The following is a 21,277-nucleotide window of genomic DNA, read 5'->3' as shown; positions in this document are numbered from 1 at the left end:
TGCACCTAAGTAGAGGCGCGCGCTGAGCTCACGGCCAGTGCGCGCCTTTTCTTATGCGTACTTGACGACGTGGAAGTCGCCGGCGAAGGTGTCGTGGAAGCCCTGCTTGGTCGGGCTCTTGTGGATCGTCCACCCGATCCAGCCGTAGACGACGGCTTCGATGATCGATATCGCAGTGTCGACGAACGGCCAGACGAAGACGGTGAGCACGCCGAGAAGCATCACGGCGAGGAAGAAGTTCCGGCGCAGGGATTGCTGGAACGTCGGGCTTGCGCCCGTCGGTCCAACGACACGCATGTCGAGGATCTGCTTGCCGAGCGTCTGGCCGTATTGCGACTCGAAGTAGGCGAAGTAGCCGAGAGACACAGCGACGAGCAGCAGCCGCCACAGCACACTACCGAATGTGCCGAGGACGAGGCTCAGGACCAGGCCGACGATCCACATGGGGACGGCGATGATCAAACCGTCGAGGAGGCGTGCGCCGAAACGATGCATGAGGGCAGCGGGTCTCAGCTCGAGTGGTGCGGGTTGGTTTCCGCCGGCGGTCATAGCCACTCCTCCTGCGACGCAAGGTGTTTGCTGAGCTCAGGCTACGTCTTCGGGCGGGCGAGTACCGGCACCTTCGCGACGACCGCGAACTCCACAGCATTCCCATCGACGCGCCAGATTCGGTCGTCATAGGGGACGTTCTCGATCAACGCGTTGCCTGCCTCGTCGAGTCTGCCGCGCCAGAGCGCCGTGCCGCCCTCGTCGATCTTCCAGTAGCCCGTGCGTCCGCGGGGGAGTCCCGCGAGCACGTCGACCAGGTCCATGACGGCTCCGGGTGCGACTTCCACCGCGAGAGCGGGTGCGGAATCCACGGGGCAGGCGTCGCAGTCGTCCTGGTGTCGGGCAGCAGGCATCATCTCGATGACAAGGTGCCCCGGAATCGACTCGACGTACCGCACGACGGCCTCGGAGTCATAGGGAAATGTGCCCGGCGGTCCGTCGAGCTGGTGTCGTGACCAATGCAGGCTCACGTCCACGGGGCCGCTCTCGCCAAAGTCATCCAACACAGCGCGCACACCATCGCCGATGTCGACAGTGATTGCCGTTTCCTCGGGTTCTCCGGCGAACGCGGCACGACCGGACGGCAGCTCCAGCGACCCTGGCGGAAAAGATTCCCTCCAGCTCCGTCGAATGAGGCGCGGAACGTGTTCTAGCCCAGGCGTGTCGAGGAAAGCGATGAGTCCGCTGACGTCGATCCCGTGCGGTTCACCCTGGACACTCTTCAGACGGAGTCGGGCCCGTTCGAAGAGCGTTTTCGCGCCCTTCGGATTCCCGCGCTGCACGTGGGTGATGCCGACCGCCATCTGGGCCAGGCCCTGCCACAGTTCCCGCTCGTACTCCGGACAGCTTTTCCAGGCGGCTTCGAGAACCTCATGCGCGTTGAAGGCGAGGCCGTCGTTGAGCAATTGCTGTGCGTACGCGAGTGTCTCGGCAGGTGACAGCGTCAGGTCATCGGGAATGCGCGGAACACCCTCGACGCCGTAAGGCAGCGGACGTCCCAGCGCATCACGCGCTCGGCTGTTCCGCGCGCGCCCGGCGTCATCGCGATCGCGTTCCATGAGCCCAGATTAGGCGTCGGCGCAATCTCGTCGAGACACACACCACGCAAAGGGGTTGGTACAAAACAGGAGTTTCGTACAAGCGCCCGTGCGTAAGACTTGTCGCGCTCCGGACTGGTCAGTTGAGCGGCGGCACCGGGCAGTGGAGTACGCCGCACACGGTGCGAACGAGTTCCGTCTCGTCGAGGGTCGCGATGCCGTCGGCCATGACGGTGTTCACGACGGCTTCGACGATGAGCGCCTTGTCGTTGCCCTGCAGTCCGTCGACGACCGGCCACACCGCTTCGAGCGCGAGCACGCCCTGCGGAACCGGAAGAAGCGGGAGCTGAGCATTCGGGTAGATGGTCGAGATTCCGGATCGGAACGCCCGCTCGGCCGATTGCTGATCCCGGTTGCCCGTGATCGCGAGGACGGCGAGGAGGCACGCGACAGCGTTCTGCGCGCTGCCCAGGTTCTGCCGGCGGCTCTTCCACGGTGAGGTGAAGTTCACTGCTTCGTGCAGACCGACGTAAACCAGTGTGCCGAGACAGTATTCGAAGACGCTGACCTTGCCGTCGGCGTTGACGAGCTGTCCGACGAGTGACAACACGGACCGGATCTCGTCCGGAGTGCGGCGCCGCATCGCGGGGAACGACAGTTCGGCGATGGCGAGGCGGAGCTGCGGGTCGAGGGCGGCGAGCTGGTTCGCCGCGGTCATCGTGTTGGCGACGACCTGGTTTCCGAACGTCTGCCCGATCATCGTCAACTGGGCGTTGCGAATGTTGGCGTCGCGGTCGAGCAGGAGGCCGAACATCAGGGGGATGACGGCGTTCGGGTTGTGCGCGAGGTCGGCGAGTTCGTCCGGAATCTGATTGAGGATTCGGGTTCCGGATTCGTAGTCGTCCGGCTTGGGGGAGCCGACCGTGGCGACCACTGCATCCGCGTTGAGTCGGACTTGTTGTGGGGCCAATCCACCGTCCTGCGGCGCGGCGAGACCGAGCGCGGCGTCCTCGGCGAGACCGTTCGGCGGAGCGGACTGCCACTGGGAGTGCAGTCGGTCGAGGCCCTCGACCGTGAATCCGGGCTCGAGTTCCTGGATGCGTGCGATAAGTGGCGGGTGGGTGGCGTACATCGCCGAGAAGTTCATGCCTTCGCCGAACAGCATGTGGCTGACATTCTCGGTGCGCGGGCTGTGGAGTTTCGAACCGGCGTCGAGTCCGCCGATCTTCTTCAGGGCGCCTGCGAGGCCGGTCGTTTGGCGCGTGAACTGCACGGCGGAGGCGTCGGCGAGGTACTCGCGCTGGCGGGAGATCGCGGCCTTGATGAGACGTCCGAAGAAGACACCGATCCATCCCAGGATCATGAGAATGAGGCCGAGCGCCCAGAACGGGAGTGCGCCCTTGCTGTCGTCGCTGCGTCGGCTGCCCGCGCCGGACTGCAGCAGAATGCGGCCGACGACGGCGAGCGCGGTGATACCCGCGAGCACGCCGATCAGACGGATGCTCAGTCGCATATCGCCGTTGACGATGTGGCTGAATTCGTGCGCGATGACGCCCTGCAGCTCATCGCGGTTGAGGCGATCGAGCGAGCCCTGCGTCACGCACACCGCGGCGTCGGCGGGTGTGTAGCCCGCCGCGAACGCATTGATACCGGGTTCGTCCGGCAGGAAGAAGAGCACGGGAACCGGGGTGCTCGAGGCGATGGAGATCTCTTCGACGACGTTGCGATACCGCTTGAGTTGCGGGTCGGTCAGATGGTCCGGGAGACGCACCGCGCCAAGGCTTTCCGCCACGGCGACGCCGCCCCCGTGGCGAAGCATGAGGAGCTTCACCCCGGAGACGGTGCCGATGAGGACCAGCGTCAGGGCGGAGACGACGATGACGAGACCGACGATCTGGTCCACCGTCGCGCCTTGGGACAGCGTCGCTCCGATGACCGCGATGTTGACCGCGGCGGTGATGGCGAGGACGGCGGCGGCGAAAAGAAGCACAAGTCTTTTCGACGCCGAGCGCACCTCACGCTGACGTTCGAAGAAGTTCATCTAGCGCAGAATCAGAACTGAACGCGAGGAACTTCGCGAGCTTCCGGGTTCGTGATCTCGAGCGGCGCCGCAGCGGTGAACCCGAACATGCCGGCGAAGATGTTCGAGGGGAACACCTCGCGCTTGTTGTTGTAGGTCATCACCGAGTCGTTGTAGGCCTGGCGAGCGAATGCAACGCGGTTCTCCGTCGAGGTCAGTTCCTCCGACAGCTGCATCATGTTCTGGTTCGCCTTGAGGTCCGGGTAGGCCTCAGACAGTGCGAACAGTCGACCTAGGCCGGCGGTGAGGGCACCTTCCGCGTTGGACAGGTTCTGCATCGCGTTCGGGTCGCCCGGGTTTGCCGAGGCTGCCGCCTGTGCGGTGACCGCCGAGTTGCGGGCTGCGATGACAGCTTCGAGCGTGCCGCGCTCGTGGGCCATGTAGGCCTTCGCCGTCTCGACCAGGTTCGGGATCAGGTCGTGACGACGCGTGAGCTGAACGTCAATCTGCGCGAAGTTGTTCTTGTAGCCGTTACGCAGCCGGACCAGCGAGTTGTAGATGCTGATGACGAACAGCACTGCGAGTACGACGATGACTGCAAGGACGATGAGCGTGATGACCACTCTCGTTCCACCTCTTTGAGTTGTCGGGACCGTCGGTCCCATGATTCCACGTCGACTCGCAAGACGCTGCCCCGAGCTGGGTGGATCACAAATCAGGCAATCCCGACGTAGTAGACGGAAGTGACGGCGCGCGAGGTCTGACCGTCCTGGGTCTTGACGTCGACGGTCCACCCGGTGGCGGTTTTGTTGATGCCGTTCCAGACGCCGGCGAAGTCCGGGTAGGCATGGCATAAGAAATCCGGCGCGCCCTCGGGGCCCCACGCGCCGCCGTGGATGATCGAACACACTCGGCCGTCGTCGAGTCCGATCGCGAGCGGTTCGGGGTTCTTCGCGGCGACGCCCTTCGCGGTGATCTTCGTGTCGATGCGGACCAGGTGCTTGCCAACGGGCTGGCGTAGGCAGACTGCCGAGTACTTGTGTGACGTCGGCCAGCACGCCAGGAATCCGTCGGCATCCGAGCCGCAGCCCTCGACCACCCCGGCGGTCACGGCGTTCGGCGATGACTTCGCGGCGTCACAGCTGACGGCGCTGGCGGCATCGTTGACGCTCCAGCCGGGCTGGACCTTGCCGTTTTCGTCAATGGGCCGCAGAACGATCTCCTGCACACTGGCCGGGAGAGTTCGGGTGGTGGTCGGACTTTCCGAGGGGTGAGCAGTCCCGGTTTCGGATGCCGAGCAACCCGCTGCGACCGCGAAAACCGCTGCCGCGGCGACGACCCGGAGTGATCCCATTCGCGAGATGTTAGAAGCGGAAACCCCGGATTCCGAGGGATGACGTTCGATCGTGATATCCACCCCCGTCACGCCGAAGTCCCCGGATCGTGGACGAATCCGGGGACTTCGGCTGCTGGACGCGATCGACGACCCTATCCGCTCGAACCGGCGGTCAATAGGGCTGCGATTCCACCCAGAAGATCGCCGATTCCAGACGGAAGACCGCCGAAATCGCCCCAGGCCGACAATAAGCTGGTGAAATCTGAAAGCGACACTTCTGCTCCTATTCTCGCCTCACTTGTCGATTCCCAATTCGCACCCAGCGTCATTGGGCAACGCACGAGACTGCCTGCGCGGCAACATGATTACGGTCTCGGCGTACTTTGTGAGTGATTCGAGTTTATGGCGCCGGGAAGTGCATCTGAATAGTGCGACAATTAAGTCGGCGTTAATGTCGGGGTCGGTCAGGTTAAGCAATCATACTGAATCTGTAAATATGCAAATATGATGCGGAAGAATGCTTGAAATCGTTATTCGGCGTTGACTGGGCCGTGCGGCGAGACCATACAGACGAGAAGACCCCCGTCAGACCGAAGTCTGGCGGGGGTCAATCACACTGGCGGAGGATAGGGGATTTGAACCCCTGAGGGCGTTAACCCAACCCGCGTTCCAGGCGAGCGCCATAGGCCACTAGGCGAATCCTCCGTGGGGAAGCATACCGGGTCGTCACTCATCGACCGAAATGGCCTGATCGTGCATGGATCGCCGCCACGTGCACGCCTCCCGACGGCGACTGTCACCCGAATTGCTTGAGCCACCACCTGTACGGCTACACTCGACCGTGGATCCCGCGCGACGCGCATCCTGTGAACTCCCCCAGGGCCGGAAGGCAGCAAGGGTCAACGGGCTCTGCCGGGTGCGCGGGGTCCCCTTAACTCCCGTTTTGGCTCCAGTGTTGGCCGCGAAACGCGACGCAAGCCCACGCGCGGCGAATCGACGCGTTGGCGGTGGTAGTTCACCGAAAGGGCGCGCGAATGCCGCAACAGACGCAGTTCGAGCTGATGGACAGCACCGAACTCGCCGCTGAGCACTCACGTCAGGCTGCTGCGTACACCGAACTCCAGGCCCGGGGCCTCAAACTCGATCTCACGCGCGGTAAGCCCTCGCCCGAGCAGCTCGATCTTTCGAACAGCCTGCTCGGTCTCCCCGGTGCGGACGACTTCAAGGATGCGAGCGGCACCGACTGCCGCAACTACGGCGGTCTCAACGGCCTGCCGGAACTGCGCGCGATCTTCGGTGAGCTGCTCGGCATTCCGGTCGAGAACCTGATCGCGCAGAACAACGCGAGCCTCGAGATCATGCACGACTCGATCGTTTACTCGATGCTGCACGGCAACCCTGACTCCGCGCGGCCGTGGGTGCAGGAGCCGGTGCGCAAGTTCCTGTGTCCGTCGCCCGGCTACGACCGCCACTTCGCGATCACCGAGTCGCTCGGCTTCGAGATGATCACCATTCCGATGCGTCCGGACGGCCCGGACATTCGCGCCGTCGTCGAGATCGCCGCATCGGACCCGACGGTCAAGGGTCTGTGGGCCGTTCCGAACTACTCGAACCCGACCGGTTCGGTCTTCTCGGAAGAGGTCGTGCGCCAGCTCGTCACGATGCCGACTGCGGCTCCCGACTTCCGGCTGTACTGGGATAACGCGTACGCCTTCCACTCGATCGAGGGGGAGCCGGCGCCGAGCCTCGACGTTCTCGGTATGGCCGCCGCGGCCGGGAACCCGAACCGCCCGCTCGTTTTCGCCTCGACCTCGAAGATCACCTTCGCCGGTGCGGGCGTCAGCTTCTTCGGTGCCACCAAGCAGAACCTCGATTGGTACCTCGGATACTCGGGGCTGAAGAGCATCGGTCCGGACAAGGTAAATCAGCTTCGCCACCTGCGTTTCTTCGAAAACGCGGAAGGCGTTCGCGCGCACATGCGGAAGCACCAGGAGATCCTGGCGCCGAAGTTCGCCATGGTGCAGCGCATCCTCGAGGACCGACTCGGTGCGTCGAAGGTCGCGTCGTGGAGTGATCCCAAGGGCGGGTACTTCGTCAGCCTCGACGTCATGGACGGCACCGCCAAGCGCGTCATCGGTCTCGCGAAGGACGCCGGAATCGCTCTGACTGCAGCCGGTTCGGCGTTCCCGTGCCGCAATGACCCGAACGACCGGAACATCCGCATCGCGCCGAGCTTCCCGGGCACGGTCGAACTCGAGCAGGCAATCGACGGTGTGGCGACGTGTGTTCTGCTCGCCGCCACGGAAAAGCTCATCGCCGCGTCCTGAGTCTTTGGTCCCGGGCTTTTCCGGCCTTGGACTCTGCGCTGACGCCTCGCGACTCCCGCATGCTGCTCCTAGCCGGCATGACGAGGAGCAAGTGTGGACGGCGAAGTTCGGATCGACCGGGCGAGCCCGGGTGATCTCGCAATGGCATCGCTGGGCAGTCGCCGGATGCCGGAGCAGTTCGGCGCTGTTCTGGTCCTCGACGACACCGGATTCGATCTGTCGGTCGCCGAGACGCTCCTCGCGGATCGCGTCCGAGCGATCCCGCGATTCCGGCAAACACTGGTGTCGGTGCCGCGGTGGCAGGGTCGGCCGATTTGGGTCGAAGACACCGACTTCGACCCGACGCGTCATATCCGGCATCGCACGTGTCCCCGTCCAGGAGACGAGGACGCCTTACTCGATCTCGCCGCGGAGTTGGTCTGCCAGCCACTGGCCGCCGACCGGCCGCTATGGAGCGCCACCTTCGTCACGGGTCTCTCCGCAGGCAAGGTCGGCCTTGTCATCGTTGTTGATCACGTGGTCTCCGACGGTATCGGCGGACTCGCCGCCTTGGGATCACTTGTCGACGGTGCTCCGCCGATCTCGCCTGAGCCGCTCCCACATCGCCGGCCCACCCCGTCCGAGCTTCGTGCCGAAGCGGTCCGGTCCTGGCTCCGGACGCTGAAACAGTCTGGGGGAGCGATCCGGGGTCTCGCAGCGTCGCTCCGGTCGGCGCATCGCGTCCGACCCGCTCGAGCCGCCGATTGCACGCTGTTGGCGGTGACCGGACCCAAGCGAAGATTTGCGGTTGTTCGCGGCGACCTTGCAGCGATTCATACGGAAACACACCGTCGGGGCGCGACGGTCAACGACGCGGTCCTGGCGGCGATCGGCGGGGCGCTGCGCACCCTGCTGGCTCACCGAGGCGAGCACATCGACGAGTTCGTTGTGTCGGAACCGGTTTCGGTTCGTGCGACGGCGACCGCTGGTGCCCTGGGCAATCGGGTGAACGAGATGTTGGTGGCCGTGCCCGCAGCCGGCGCGGCGAGATTGGGCGAAATCGCACGTCGGACGCGAGCGGCACGAGCAGCCTCTGCCGTCGGAGTCGGTTCGTTCGCCTGGCTGTCCGCCGTGATCCGTATCGCGGCCCGGACCGGGCTGCTGCGGCACTACCTGAATCGCCAGCACATGATTCACACGGTGGTTTCGAACGTCCGCGGTCCGGCGAATCAGCTTTGCTTCGCAGGCCAGGGCATCGCGGACATCGTCCCGATCTCGGTTGCCGAGAACTGGAACGTGACGGTCACCTTCGTGGCGTTCTCGTACGCGGGAAGACTGACGATCACGGTTACCGCGGACCCGGAGCACGTGCCTGACCTCGACGTTCTCGTGCGAGCCCTGCGTAGCGAAGTCCAGCTTCTAGAGGGCACAACCCCTGACGACGCACGCCACTAATATCGGCAGCATGACTGTGACGCTGAACATCGTTGGTGACGCCGAGGCAGATGCCCTCCTGTCGAGTGATCCGCTCGCGTTGCTCATCGGAATGTTGTGCGATCAGCAGTATCCGATGGAGGCCGCGTTCGCGGCGCCGAAGAAGATCGCAGACCGCATGGGCGGACTCGACGTTCATCGGATCGCCGAATCGGATGTCGACGAGTTCGCGTCGATGTGTTCGGTACCGCCCGCGATCCACCGCTACCCAGGTTCAATGGCGAAGCGCATTCACGAGCTGTGCCACATCATCATCGACCGCTACGACAGTTCGCCGGCGGCAATCTGGACCGAGGGTGATCCGGACGGCAAAGAGGTGCTCAAGCGCTTGAAGGCCCTGCCTGGCTACGGCGACCAGAAAGCGCGCATCTTCCTCGCGATTCTCGGCAAGCAGTACGAGGTCGAACCGGCCGGCTGGCGCCAGGCTGCCGGCGACTACGGACTTGAAGGCTCGCGCCGCTCGGTTGCGGACGTGACCGACGCCCAGTCGCTGCAGGAAGTTCGTGCGTTCAAGAAGGAAGCGAAGGCGGCAGCCAAGGCTGCGAAAGCCTAAGCGTCGGCCGAGGCCTTGTCGTTCTCGGAGGTCTTGGACTCTTCAGATGACGTGGAGTCTTCGGCGTCTTCAGAGGCCGTGGCCTCCTCGGACACTTCTTCCGCCGGAGGCTTCGCGGCCTCCCGGTGGATCGCGGGAGGAGTCTCCTCGGTCAGCCCGATGCGATCGTGGAGCCAGGTCAGCGGCTTTGGGGCCCACCAGTTGAAGCGGCCCATCAGACGCATGAGCGCCGGCACGAGGATGCCGCGGATGATCGTCGCGTCGACCAGGACGGTCAGCGTCATGCCGAGGCCGAACAGCTGAATGAACGACACCTTCGACGTCACCATCGTGAAGAAGACGACGGCCATCAGCGCGGCCGCGGCGGTGATGATTCGTCCCGTGCGGGCCAAGCCCATCGCGAGCGCATGGGTGTTGTCCGCCGCCGTCCGGTGCGACTTGATCCATTCCTCACGCACCCGCGAGAGAACGAAGACCTCGTAGTCCATCGACATACCGAACGACAGACAGAACATCAGAATCGTCATTGTCGGCACGAGATAACCCGTGACGGTGAGATCGAGCAGGCTCGCGCCGTGGCCGTCCTGGAAGATCCACACCATCGCGCCGAACGCGGCCGTCAGCGAGAGCGTGTTCAGCACGATTGCCTTGATCGGCAACGCAATACTGCCCGTGAACAGGAACAACAGGATGAACGTCGAGGTCGCGATAAGCGCGATCGCGAGCGGGAGTTTGCCCGTCAGCGCGGTGATGACGTCCTGGTTGGAGGCCGCCTGTCCGCCGAACAAAACGGTGCTGGGCGCTTTGACGTCCCGCAATGCGTCGAGTTGCTCTGAAGCGTCGGAGGAATACGGGTCGTACGACGTCGCGATCGAGAGGTACGTGCCGTCGGTCTTCGGTCGCGCGCCTCCCGGCGCTTGTTGCGGTGGAATCGGTGCTCCGGTGCCTGCTGGCGGCAGCACCTGGGTGACCTCTCGCGTGCCGTCGACGTAGGTGCCGTCGATCGACTTCACCTCGGTCACGCCCTTGACCCGCGAGAGTTCGGCGGCGTATGCGCCGATCGCGGTCGAGTCACCGGTGTAGCTCGGCAGCACGGCGCTCACGGAGCCGGAGGCGCCGTGGGAGTACTTGTCGCGCAGCACGTCTCCGACTTGTCGGGCCGTACTCGACGGGGGCAGGGCACGGTCGTCCGGGCTGCCGAAGCGTGCCGACAAGAAGGGCGAACCGATCACCAGCAGGAGACCGATCACCACGACGGCGATCGGCAGCGCGAACCGGGTGACGAAGTTGACCGTTTTGTACCAAAGACTCTTCTCCGGCACGAATACCGGATGTTCCGGCTTGCCCAGCATCTTGCGGAACGGCGCCCGCACGTCGAGCCGGTTGACCCATTGGCCGAGAAGAATGAGCGCGGCCGGGAGTACCAGCATCGATGCCAAGGCCGCTGCCGCCACGACCGCCAAGCCGGCGTAGGCGAAGGACTTGAGGAAGTACACCGGGAAGACCAGCAGCGACGCGAGACCGAGAGCGACCGTCACGGCCGAGAACAGCACCGTGCGACCGGCCGTTTCGATCGAGCGGATGACCGCCGCGCGTTCGGACAGACCATTCGTGAGTTCTTCGCGATATCGGCTGACGATGAAGAGGCTGTAGTCGATTCCCAGCGCCAGACCCATACCGGTCGTCATGTTGAGCGCATACGTCGAGACGTCGGTGACTTCGCTCATCAGTCGAAGGATCGCCATCGTGGAGAAGATGGAGAAGACGCCGATGATGAGCGGCAACCACATGGCGACGAAGCTGCCGAAGACCAGGAGAAGCAGGACTGCGGTTATCGGCACGGCGATCATTTCCGCGATGAACAGGTCCTTGCCGATTCGGTGGTTCAACTCATCGGACGCAACGATGCCGCCGGCCCGGACGGTGACGCCGTCTTTCGTTCCGGTGATCGGTTTGACCAGGGCGGCAGCGGTACGGGGACCGTTCCGATCGTCGCCGCCGATGCGCGCGCTGATGAGCGCACTCGAACCGTCGTCGGCGCGGAGACCGGACGCTGCGGCCGGGTCGGTCCAGTAGGACTGCACGCTGCTGACGTCTGCGGACTTCTTGAGCTGATCGACGATGTCGACGGCTCGGGCCTTCGCCGCGGGACTGTCGATGCCGTCGTCAGCGGTCACCAAGAGGATGAGGTTTGCGCCGCCAGCTTTGAGCTTGTCCGACATGAGCTGGGCCGCGCGAGTCGATTCGGCGTTGCTGGTGGTGAAGCCACCACCGCTGAGGTACTTCGATACAGAGACCCCGTAAACGCCCGCGGCGATCATGACGATAAGCGTTCCGACCAGCACAGATCGCGGGAATCTGATGGCTGCGGACGCTAGTCGAGAGAGCACGTTGGCCAGCGTACTCGTGATCTTGACCATGACCCGGCGGTCTGGAAAATGGTCAGCCCCCTCTCAGAATGTCACCGGGTGCGGCTAGCCTCTTGTCCGTGGCTCTGTACCGGAAGTATCGACCTGCGACCTTCGGTGAAGTCGTCGGCCAGGAGCATGTCACGGAGCCGTTGTGCACCGCGCTCGATGCCGGTCGAATCAACCACGCGTACCTCTTCTCCGGGCCGCGTGGCTGTGGAAAGACGTCCTCTGCCCGCATCCTCGCCCGGTCGCTGAACTGCGAACAAGGCCCGACGTCGACGCCGTGTGGAACGTGCCCGTCGTGCGTCGCGTTGGCGCCCGGAGGTCCGGGCAATCTCGACGTCACCGAACTCGACGCGGCCAGCCACAACGGTGTCGACGATGCCCGTGAGCTGCGTGACCGCGCGTTCTACGTGCCGAGCGAGTCGCGCTATCGCGTGTTCATCATCGATGAGGCGCACATGGTCACGACGGCCGCGTTCAATGCGCTGCTGAAGGTCGTCGAAGAGCCGCCAGAGCATCTCATCTTCATCTTTGCGACGACCGAGCCAGACAAGGTTCTCGCCACCATCCGCTCACGAACGCATCATTACCCGTTCCGCCTGCTGGCGCCCTCGACGATGCGCGGTCTGCTCGAGAAGGTCTGTGCTTCGGAGAAGGTGCAGGTTGACGATGCGGTGTATCCGCTCGTCATTCGGGCCGGCGGAGGTTCGCCGCGTGACTCGCTGAGCGTCCTTGACCAATTGCTCGCGGGCGCCGGAGCCGACGGTGTCACCTACCCGCGGGCGCTCAGTCTGCTGGGCGCGACCGACACTGCACTGATCGATGCGGCCGTCGACGCGCTTGCCACCTCGAACGGCGCGAGCTTGTTCGGCGTGGTCCAGTCCGTCGTCGAATCCGGGCATGATCCGCGCCGGTTCGCGACGGATCTCCTCGGTCGCATGCGCGACCTCATTCTCATGCAGGCCGTTCCCGATGCGGGAGAGCGCGGACTCGTCGATGCGCCGGCGGACGTGCTCGAACGGATGGCTATGGATGTCACGCGGATCGGTCCGGCGACGCTGGCTCGGTACGCGGAGCTCTTGCACGACGGGCTTTCGGACATTCGTGGCGCGACCGCACCCCGCCTGCTGCTCGAAGTGATCTGTGCGCGCATGCTCCTTCCTTCTGCGTCGGACGCGGAAACCGCCGTTCTGCAGCGCCTCGAACGGCTCGAGGCCGGTGGAGTCGTCGCCCGTCCGGCTGCTGCGGCCGCCGCCGCGGGGGACACGTCGGCCTCCGGTCGCCAGTTTGTTCGAGCTTCGGACAAGCCGGCCGAGCCGGCTCCCAAGCCTGTCGAACCGGCCAAACCGGTTGAGCCCGTCGAACCTGTGAGGCCGGTCGAACCGCCCAAGCCTGTTGATCCGCCGCAGCCTGTTGAACCGCGTAGGCGACCCGAGCCGACGCCGGAACCGCCGAAACGCCCCGAACCCGCGAAGCGTCCAGAGCCCGCGCCGGAACCGCCGCGAGTGCCGCAGCCGGCGACTGAGCCGCCACCCGCGCCGACGGTGTCCGGAGATGTCGAAGTCGTCCGGACGAACTGGCTCAAGGTCCGCGATGCGATGCCGCAGGGCATGTTGAGAACCATGATGGGTTCGTTGTCACCCGTCTCCTTGGAGCAGGGAATTCTCGTCATCGGCGGGAACGGCGCGCAGCGACTGGCTGACCCACGCCATGCCGATCAGATTCGGGCGGCGGTGAAGCAGGTATGCGGCCTCGACGTGGGGATTCAGCCTGGCACCGGGCCAGTGACTGCTGCGCCGAGGCGACCCGCTGCGCAAGCTTCAGCCGGACCGAGCGCCGCGGACCGACGTCGGGAGTTCGTGCGCCCGTCGCGGTCGGCAGCCCCCACCGCCGCGCCGGTCTCGTCCCACGATCCGGAGGATCCGGGTCCGATGGAGCCGCCGGAGGAGCCTGAGCCGGACGAGTCGTACGACGCCTACGAATCGGTCGACCAGCCGAGTCAGGCGCGTCAGGACCCGATGGACATGGCGATTTCCGAGGTCAAGAAGGTGCTTGGCGGCAAGGTCATCGGTAGCTGAGAGTCGACCTCAAGATCACGAGAAGATATCGAAATTGATCATGGGTGTGACGAAAGTCGTTTACCGTTAAAGCCGCTACACATGAGCTTGAGGAGTCCCCATGTTGTTCGGCATCGACGTCATCGGCCTGATCATCAACGCTGTCCCGATCCTGCCGCGGACGGTCATTCTCGGCCTTCCGCCGGCCGCGGCCGACATCGGCACGTGGGGCGGCTGCATCCAGGCTTACGGCCTGACCGCCCTGCAGTGTCAGGGCCTATAACCCGTTGACCTGCAATCGTCCCGGAAGCACCGCCTCCGGGACGATTCGTATGTGGTCAGTCGACTGCCATCACCCGAACGGCGAACTTCTCGCATTCGGCGACGAGCTCGTCGCGGTCAGCCGGAAAGTCGCCGGATAGCCACGCGAGGATTATCGAGCCGATGGCCCCAACGAATCCGATGCTCACGACCGCGCGCTCGACCTGGCTCGCGGACCTAGGAAGTGCGGTGCGCAGCAGTTTTGTGAAAACCGGAAGTGTTGCGAGCCAGATCCCGCGCAATGCCGGTTCGCCCATCGGTTCGACCACCAGAAGCCGCCCTCGCCGACGGTCCTTGATGGTGAGATCGACGACGAGCTCGACGTAAGTGCGGGCGAAGTCGCGCGGGCTCGAGAAGTCCGTCTTGTCGGCGAGGAACTCGTACGTCTCGTCGGCGACCTTCTTGTAGAGCTGAACGAGCAGGTCGTCGCGGCTTTCGAAACTCTCGTAGAAATAGCGGTCGGCGATGCCGGTCTCGCGGCAGAGTGCGCGCATCGTGACTGCGGGCGTGCCGTGTTCGCCGATCATGTTGAGTGCTGCGGTCATGAAAGCGGCCCGGCGCTGCTTGCGTCGCTCGGCCAAAGTTGTTCCGCCCCAGACACGTTCATCCTGCTGCGAACCTTCGGGCATGGCACCTCCTGGCCGTCGGTCGCGCGGGAGTTCTGCGCTCTGCCCATCCTAGTCAAGACAACTGCGGGCGGGTGACTGCAAACGGTTAACCAGTGACGATCGGTACCAGGAACTTCCGGGCGAAAGCGTCGAGGTGTTGTTCGTCAGCGTTCCGGAGCTGTCCGTACGGCGCCAGAATCATCGAGTGGACGACGCGACAGACGAGCTCCGCGCGGGTTTCGAGGTCTGTCGGTTCGGGGACGAGCCCGCTGGAGACGGCTCGGCGCAGGGCGCTCGCCGTCGCCGCCACGGACATCGTGAAGGTCAGCTCGCCGTCGATCGTGAGTTTGGTGACCAGTCGTTCCGGCTCGAGAACGAGCATCCGTTGAACCAGAGCGTGGTTGCGCCATTTGACGATGATGGTGACGAAGATGTCGGCGATTAGGTCGTCGATGTTGTCGTGCTTGGCGGGTAGCTCATCGAGTTCGGCCAGTGTGGCGGCGACTTCGCGGCTCACCACTGCTTGGACCACGTCATCGCGCGACCCGATGCGGCGGTAGACCGTCACCCGGTCGACGCCGGCCTGGCGGGCGATGTCTTCGATCGTCGTCTTTCGGAACCCGACCTTCTCGAACTGCACCAGAGCGGCGTCGAGGATGCGCGCTTCGACGGTGTCGACTGCGTTGGTTTCGGATACCTCGAGCATCTACCAAGAGTAAGCCGTGCAACATATCGATAGCAAATGTTGCTGCAACATTGCAATCATATTTGTTGCGTTGTACAGTCGATGTATGAACGAACCGGTAGACGCAAAGAAGCGCACCTACAGCGAAGAAGCCCATGCGATCAATGCTCGCGACGTCAGCTTCTCGTTCGATTCGGTGCGGATGCACTACATCCCTGGTGAAGTCCTCGCGACGCACATCGTGAATGTGATGCATCTGGTCCTGCCGGAAGGTGAGCGCGCCATGGCGCAGGCTCTCTCGGAGGCGCTGCCTTACATCAAGGACGAACGCCTACGCGAGGAAGTTCAGGGCTTTGTCGGCCAGGAGACGATGCACGCGAACAGCCACGAAGGCGCCCGCAAGCATCTCCAGTCCATTGGCCTCGACGCTGAGGGCTACGTCAACAAGGTTGCCTGGCTCGTAGACCGCATCCTCGGCGACCACGGCCTCACGGGCCGCGCCAAGGAAGAGTGGCTCAAGGAACGCCTCGGCCTCTTCGCGGGTATGGAGCACTTCACCGCTGTTCTCGGCGAATGGCTGCTCAACGCCGACATTCTCGAAGAAGTCGGCATGCACCCGACCATGCTGGACCTGGTCCGCTGGCACGGCGCCGAAGAAGTCGAACATCGCAGCGTCGTCTACGACGCGTACATGTACCTGGACGGCAGTTACGCCCGTCGCGCGCGCACCGCAGTGCTCGCTACGGCGACGCTCCTTCCGCTGTTCATCATTTCGACCGCGTACCTGTTCCAGAAGGACCCGTCGCAGGACAAGGGCCGCAACTGGCCGTGGCAGTTCGTCAGCGCGACCGTTCGGGGTGTCATCCCGAAGTTCACCGTGTTCTTCACCGAGATGCCCCGCTACCTGAATCCGAAGTTCCATCCCTCGCAGCTGGGTTCGATGGACACCGCGCTGCGGTACCTCGCCCATTCGCCGGCCGCCCGCGCTAGCGGCCACTCGCCCGCTCCGCGGGCAGAAGGTCAATAAGGAATTCTCACCGTGGACAACGAAGTCAACGCCCCCGCATCGTTGCGGGTCCTGGGAACCGTCATGGACGCCTATAAGAAGGTATTCGTCGCCGGACCGACCGCCTCGATCTTTTCCCGTCCGAAGCCGTTGCGGCACAGCGGCTTCGACCTCGACCTGGTTGTCACCCGGGTCGAACGAGAGGCGGACGATGTCGTCAGCCTGACGCTTCGGGACTCACAGAACTGCATCCTGCCCGCCTGGCGGCCAGGCTCGCATATCGACCTTTTTCTCCCCTCGGGAAAGCAGCGTCAATACTCGCTGTGCGGCAACCCTGCGGACCGGACGCGGTATCGGATTGCCGTGCGTCGCATCGCCGACGGTGGCGGCGGCTCGCTGGAGGTCCACGAGGGCCTGAAGGTCGGCGACGAAATCCGCGTCCGCGGCCCGCGCAACGCCTTCACGTTCGTGGAGGCGCCGTCGTACCACTTCATTGCCGGCGGTATCGGGATCACGCCGATCCTGCCGATGGTGAAAGCCGCGGCGGCTGCTGGCGCACAGTGGAAGATGGTCTACCTCGGTCGCTCCCGCGAGACCATGCCGTTCCTCGATGAGCTCGAAGCACTCGCGGGGAATGTCGAGATTCGTACCGACGAGGAAAACGGTGTTCCGGACCTCGAGCAGTTGCTCGCTGGCGCCGAACCTGGCTCCGCGATGTACGTCTGCGGCCCGATCCCGGTGCTCACCGCGACACAGCGAATTGCGTTCCAGGCGAACCCCACTGGTTCCCTGCACATCGAGCGCTTCTCGGCACCGCCGGTCGTCGACGGCAAGGAATTCGATCTGACGCTGGCCAAGACCGGCAAAACCATTCGCGTGGGGGCCGACGAGACCGCTCTGGCGGCGATCAAGCGACAGATTCCGGACGTCGTCTACTCCTGCCAGCAGGGCTTCTGCGGCACCTGCAAGGTGTCCGTCCTCGCTGGCCAGGTCGACCACCGCGACAAGAGACTCCTCGACTCCGAGCGCGACAGCCAGATGCTCACGTGCGTCTCGCGCGCGTGCGGTGACTCGCTCGTCGTCGATCTCTGACCAGTCGACCTCTGAACTCAGAAATAGGTACAAATCTCATGAACATCGAACACAAACACGCCGTCATCGTCGGCGCCGGATTCGGCGGAATCGGACTGGCCATCAAGCTGCAGGAAGCCGGTTTCGACGACATTGCCGTTCTCGAGCGATCGAACGACCTCGGCGGCACCTGGAGTGCGAACACTTACCCTGGTGCAGCCTGCGACGTTCCCTCACACCTGTACTGCTACTCCTTCGCGCCGAATCCGGACTGGTCGCACACCTATGCGCCGCAGAAGGAAATCCTCGAGTACATCCGCGGTGTCGCAACCAAGTTCGACGTGCTGCGCCACATCCGGTTCAACACGACACTCGAGGGCGCACGCTGGGATGACGAAGCGTCGCGGTGGCGCATCGAGACCTCCCAGGGTGCGATGACCGCGAACTTCCTGATCTCGGCGACCGGGATCTTCGCCGACGCGAAGTACCCGAACGTGCCGGGCATCGAGAACTTCCAAGGCAAGACCTTCCACTCGCTGCACTGGGATCATGAACACGACTTGACCGCCGAGCGCGTTGCCGTCATCGGCACGGGCGCCTCAGCTGTGCAGTTCGTTCCCGAGATTCAGCCGGACGTCCATCACCTCACGGTGTTTCAGCGTTCCGCGCCGTGGATCGTCCCGCGCATGGACCGCCGCACGCTCGGCATTGAGAAGTCGGTGCTGCGCAACGTCCCGCTCGTTCAGCGGGCAGTGCGCTCCGGCTGGTACGGCGCGATCGAAGCGTTCGGACTCATGAACTTCGTCGATCGGCGCTTCCGCCACATCTACGAGTCGATGGGCCGGTTCCAGCTGCTACGCCAAGTGCGGGACCCGGAGCTGCGCAGGAAGCTGACCCCCGACTACATCATCGGATGCAAACGCGCGATCTTCTCCGACGCCTACCTGCCCGCTCTCGGCAAGCCGAATGTCTCGGTCGTCACCGACGGAATCGCCGAAGTTCGTGCCCACTCGATCGTCGATCGCGCCGGTGTTGAACACCACATCGACACGATCATCTACGGCACGGGATTCACCTCGATTCCGACCGCATTCGATCATTACGTCGGACGGGAAGGGCTCTCGATGGGAGAGCTGTACCGCAAGCAGCCACAGACCTACCTCGGCGCGACCCTGGCCGGATTCCCCAACTTCTTCTGCACGCTCGGACCGTTCGGGGCAGCGGGAAACCAGTCCGCCATCTTCATGATCGAGTCGCAGATCGCCTACATCGTCGATGCACTCAAGACCGCTCGCACAAAGGGTTTCCGCCGGGTCGAAGTTCGTCCTGAGGTCCAGGATGCCTTCCTCGAAGAGATGGAAACGAGGAGTCGCGACACGGTCTGGCTCAAGGGTGGCTGCAAGAGCTACTACACCACCGACAGCGGCGAGAACGCCGGGCTCTACCCCAACTGGAGCTTCGAATACCGCCGTCGCACAGCCAAGTTCGATGCCCATTCCTACGAGGTGACGGTCTGATGGACATTACGCAACTGAACCCACTGAGCCTGCTGCTTGGCCAGTCCTACGACGTCAACGACAAGGTTGTGCTCATCACCGGCGCGGCCCAGGGCATCGGACTTGAACTCGCCAAGCTGCTGCACAGCCGCGGTGCCGCCGTCGCGATCGTCGACCTCGACGGGGAAGCGGCCGACAAAGCCGCCAATGACCTGGGCGATCGCGCCGTGGCAATCGCCGCCAGCGTGGCCGATCGGGATGCCATGGAGAAGGCCGTCCTGCAGACCATCGAGGTCTTCGGCGGACTCGACATCGTCGTGGCCAACGCAGGCATCGTCCCGAAGCCAGCCACGCTTCGGACGATGGATGGCACCGCATTCGACCGCGTCATGGACGTCAACCTGACCGGGGTGTTCAACACCATCCACCCTGCACTGGACAGCATCATCGCTGCTCAGGGGCATGTCGTTGTGGTTTCGTCGTGCGCCGCATTCGCGCCCGGCATGGGTGGCGCGCCGTACATGATCAGCAAGGCTGCAGTTGAGCAGCTTGGCCGTTCGCTGCGGGTCGAATTGGCACCGCACGGCGCCTCGGCCGGCGTCGCGTACTTCGGCATCGTCGAAACTGCGATGGCTCGCGGAACTCTCGACGAAGACGAGCTGGGTCACGAAATCGGTGGAATGCTGCCGTGGCCGCTCAACATCCGGATCAGTGCGGAAGAGGCTGCCAAGACGATCGCCGATGGCATCGGCCGCCGCGCAGCACGCACCATCGCGCCCAGCGGGTGGGAGCCATACGCGCTGTTCCGCGGCCTCATCAACGTGTTTCTCGACAGCCAGCTGACCCGGGACAAGCGTGTCCATTCGTTGCTGAAGCGGGTCGAGGAACGGGGCGGCAAATGACCCTCAAGTCGGTGACGCCACTCGACGCGGCGTTCATGCTCGTCGATCGCGATGAAATGCCCTGGCATATCGCAGTGATGATGGTCTACACGCTGCCCGACGACGCCGGGGACGACTTCGTTGCCGACCTTCGTGATCAGATGCGTGAGCAGACTGTGCCGGCCTCGCCGTACAACCTCAAGCCGGCCTTTCCGAGTCTGCGGCAATTCCCGCTCATGCGGGAGGTGAGCGAGATCGACGTCGATCACCACGTCCGTCTGCACCAGATTTCCCGGCCGGGTGGGGAGCGTGAGCTCAACGTTCTCGTCGGTGAGATCCACGACCAGAGCTTGGATCCGAACCACCCGTTGTGGGAGCTGCACCTCATCGACGGGCTCGCCGAGAGGCAGTTTGCCGTCTTCTTCAAGGTTCATCACTCGGTTCTGGACGGCGTTACCGGCATGCGACGGCTTCTGCGGTGGCTGTCCCCAGATCCGGCCGCGCGCAACCGTCCGGCGATGTACACCGTCGGGCCGGAGAGTCGACCACCCTCGCCTCGGCGCGCGGCACTCACCGGCGCGGTGAAGGCATCAGCCCGCACGGCTTATGAATTGACGCGCACAGTCCTCGAATTGGCCCGCGGATCATTCGACGGCAACGCGCTCGCCTCCCCGTACAGCTCGCCGAAGACGATGTGGCACGGGCGCGTTTCCCACGGTCGAAGCATCAGCTACTGCCAGTTCGGCATCGCCGACCTGAAGGCGGTTGCCGCCGACTTCGATTGCACTGTAAGCGATCTCGTGCTTTACCTGTGCGGTTCGGGATTGCGGTCCTACCTCCTCGATCGCGATGCTCTGCCGGAGGCTCCGCTAACGGCCGGTGCGCCGTTCAACATCCGCGGCGAGGACGACGAGCGGCCGGGATCGGCATTCGCGTTCCTTACTGTCGATCTGGCGACTGAGATCGCCAACGCCGAGGAGCGGCTGGACGCCGTGGCGGCGTCGAACTCCGCGAGCAAGGCACAGCTGTCGCGATTGTCCGAGGGTGCGTTGTCGCTGCAGACGTTCGTCGCGAACGGGCCGATGATCGCGACCATGGCCTTGGGCTTCGGCGCGTTCGTCCCCGCCGCGTTCGGTGTCGTCGTCTCGAACGTGCCGGGCCCACGCGAGCAGCTCTATCTCAACGGCGCCAGGCTCGACGCGCTCATCCCGATCTCGATCCCGATGCACAACAGCCCGATGAACATGACCTGCATCGGCCACGGCGACCAGATGACGTTCGGTGTCGCGGCCGCGACGAACCGGGTCCCCGGCGTACATCGCATCACCGACGGGATCGTCGAGGCACTCGGCGAACTGCAGCGGATCGGAGCCCGACGCCGAATGCGCGCGGTTTGACCTGGTCAACCGGGGTGAGCCAAGTGTGATGGCACTTACTGTAGGC

17 protein-coding genes, 1 tRNA gene, 1 other RNA gene and 1 pseudogene are annotated in these 21,277 nt (G+C 64.2%); 11 read left to right on the top strand and 9 right to left on the bottom strand.

Features of this window, described 5'->3' with window-relative positions; genetic code table 11:
* Window positions 1–51: 51 nt before the first annotated feature.
* The 6 genes and pseudogenes from F600_RS26820 to F600_RS0103710 form a co-directional block, all read right to left on the bottom strand.
* Entirely contained in the window at window positions 52–549 is a 498-nt protein-coding gene (locus F600_RS26820) for an RDD family protein (RefSeq protein WP_018159251.1), read from the bottom strand.
* 662 nt (window positions 550–1,211) lie between these two features.
* Window positions 1,212–1,607, bottom strand: a pseudogene (locus tag F600_RS32285) (DUF309 domain-containing protein); the annotation flags it as partial.
* Window positions 1,608–1,725: 118 nt separating this feature from the next.
* Entirely contained in the window at window positions 1,726–3,627 is a 1,902-nt protein-coding gene (locus tag F600_RS0103730) for a M48 family metallopeptidase (protein WP_018159249.1), read from the bottom strand.
* A gap of 11 nt (window positions 3,628–3,638) precedes the next feature.
* Window positions 3,639–4,229, bottom strand: coding sequence for a LemA family protein (locus F600_RS0103725; RefSeq protein WP_018159248.1), 591 nt, complete (start codon window positions 4,227–4,229; stop codon window positions 3,639–3,641).
* Window positions 4,230–4,321: 92 nt separating this feature from the next.
* Complete coding sequence (locus F600_RS0103720; RefSeq protein WP_018159247.1) at window positions 4,322–4,960, bottom strand: hypothetical protein; 639 nt, start codon at window positions 4,958–4,960, stop codon at window positions 4,322–4,324.
* Window positions 4,961–5,559: 599 nt separating this feature from the next.
* Window positions 5,560–5,647 (bottom strand) — tRNA-Ser (locus F600_RS0103710).
* Window positions 5,648–5,782: 135 nt separating this feature from the next.
* Between F600_RS0103710 and ffs the strand changes: the two genes are divergently transcribed.
* The 4 genes from ffs (at window position 5,783) to F600_RS0103695 (ending at window position 9,295) form a co-directional block, all read left to right on the top strand.
* Window positions 5,783–5,877, top strand: an RNA gene (gene ffs, locus F600_RS31015) — signal recognition particle sRNA small type.
* Between the two features lie 99 nt (window positions 5,878–5,976).
* The gene (locus tag F600_RS0103705; protein WP_018159245.1) at window positions 5,977–7,269 is read left to right on the top strand and encodes an aspartate aminotransferase type Ic; all 1,293 of its coding nucleotides are present in this window, start codon (window positions 5,977–5,979) and stop codon (window positions 7,267–7,269) included.
* A gap of 93 nt (window positions 7,270–7,362) precedes the next feature.
* Window positions 7,363–8,703 (top strand): wax ester/triacylglycerol synthase domain-containing protein, encoded by a 1,341-nt coding sequence (locus F600_RS26810; RefSeq protein WP_018159244.1) that lies wholly within the window; start codon window positions 7,363–7,365, stop codon window positions 8,701–8,703.
* A 10-nt stretch (window positions 8,704–8,713) separates the two neighbouring features.
* Window positions 8,714–9,295 (top strand): HhH-GPD-type base excision DNA repair protein, encoded by a 582-nt coding sequence (locus F600_RS0103695; RefSeq protein ID WP_018159243.1) that lies wholly within the window; start codon window positions 8,714–8,716, stop codon window positions 9,293–9,295.
* On the opposite strand, the gene F600_RS0103690 is transcribed toward F600_RS0103695, so the two are convergent.
* The gene (locus F600_RS0103690; protein ID WP_156024399.1) at window positions 9,292–11,685 is read right to left on the bottom strand and encodes an MMPL family transporter; all 2,394 of its coding nucleotides are present in this window, start codon (window positions 11,683–11,685) and stop codon (window positions 9,292–9,294) included. The two genes, F600_RS0103695 and F600_RS0103690, sit on opposite strands and share 4 nt — an antisense overlap.
* Before the next feature lie 98 nt (window positions 11,686–11,783).
* Between F600_RS0103690 and F600_RS0103685 the strand changes: the two genes are divergently transcribed.
* Both F600_RS0103685 and F600_RS31475 read left to right on the top strand, forming a co-directional pair.
* Entirely contained in the window at window positions 11,784–13,787 is a 2,004-nt protein-coding gene (locus F600_RS0103685; RefSeq protein ID WP_018159241.1) for a DNA polymerase III subunit gamma and tau, read from the top strand.
* 100 nt (window positions 13,788–13,887) lie between these two features.
* Entirely contained in the window at window positions 13,888–14,049 is a 162-nt protein-coding gene (locus F600_RS31475; protein ID WP_018159240.1) for a hypothetical protein, read from the top strand.
* 55 nt (window positions 14,050–14,104) lie between these two features.
* On the opposite strand, the gene F600_RS26805 is transcribed toward F600_RS31475, so the two are convergent.
* Both F600_RS26805 and F600_RS0103670 read right to left on the bottom strand, forming a co-directional pair.
* Complete coding sequence (locus F600_RS26805; RefSeq protein WP_018159239.1) at window positions 14,105–14,716, bottom strand: TetR/AcrR family transcriptional regulator; 612 nt, start codon at window positions 14,714–14,716, stop codon at window positions 14,105–14,107.
* A gap of 85 nt (window positions 14,717–14,801) precedes the next feature.
* Entirely contained in the window at window positions 14,802–15,401 is a 600-nt protein-coding gene (locus F600_RS0103670; RefSeq protein ID WP_018159238.1) for a TetR/AcrR family transcriptional regulator, read from the bottom strand.
* 85 nt (window positions 15,402–15,486) lie between these two features.
* Between F600_RS0103670 and F600_RS0103665 the strand changes: the two genes are divergently transcribed.
* From F600_RS0103665 to F600_RS0103645, 5 genes are read left to right on the top strand one after another with little or no spacing between them, the layout of a single operon-like run.
* Window positions 15,487–16,407, top strand: coding sequence for a metal-dependent hydrolase (locus F600_RS0103665; RefSeq protein WP_018159237.1), 921 nt, complete (start codon window positions 15,487–15,489; stop codon window positions 16,405–16,407).
* Between the two features lie 12 nt (window positions 16,408–16,419).
* Window positions 16,420–17,478 carry a PDR/VanB family oxidoreductase gene (locus F600_RS0103660; protein ID WP_018159236.1) on the top strand — a complete coding sequence of 353 codons (1,059 nt, stop codon included), beginning with the start codon at window positions 16,420–16,422 and terminating at the stop codon, window positions 17,476–17,478.
* 38 nt (window positions 17,479–17,516) lie between these two features.
* Window positions 17,517–18,974 carry a flavin-containing monooxygenase gene (locus tag F600_RS0103655; protein WP_018159235.1) on the top strand — a complete coding sequence of 486 codons (1,458 nt, stop codon included), beginning with the start codon at window positions 17,517–17,519 and terminating at the stop codon, window positions 18,972–18,974.
* Window positions 18,974–19,855, top strand: a complete 882-nt coding sequence (locus F600_RS0103650) for an SDR family oxidoreductase (protein WP_018159234.1) — start codon at window positions 18,974–18,976, stop codon at window positions 19,853–19,855. Before F600_RS0103655 ends, F600_RS0103650 begins: the two co-directional genes overlap by 1 nt.
* Window positions 19,852–21,231, top strand: coding sequence for a wax ester/triacylglycerol synthase family O-acyltransferase (locus tag F600_RS0103645; RefSeq protein ID WP_018159233.1), 1,380 nt, complete (start codon window positions 19,852–19,854; stop codon window positions 21,229–21,231). The genes F600_RS0103650 and F600_RS0103645 overlap by 4 nt, the downstream gene beginning before the upstream one ends.
* The last annotated feature ends 46 nt before the right edge of the window (window positions 21,232–21,277 follow it).

Source organism: Smaragdicoccus niigatensis DSM 44881 = NBRC 103563 (assembly GCF_000380645.1).
In the GTDB taxonomy this organism is placed as follows: domain Bacteria; phylum Actinomycetota; class Actinomycetes; order Mycobacteriales; family Mycobacteriaceae; genus Smaragdicoccus; species Smaragdicoccus niigatensis.
This window is presented reverse-complemented; position numbering and strand designations above follow the sequence as displayed.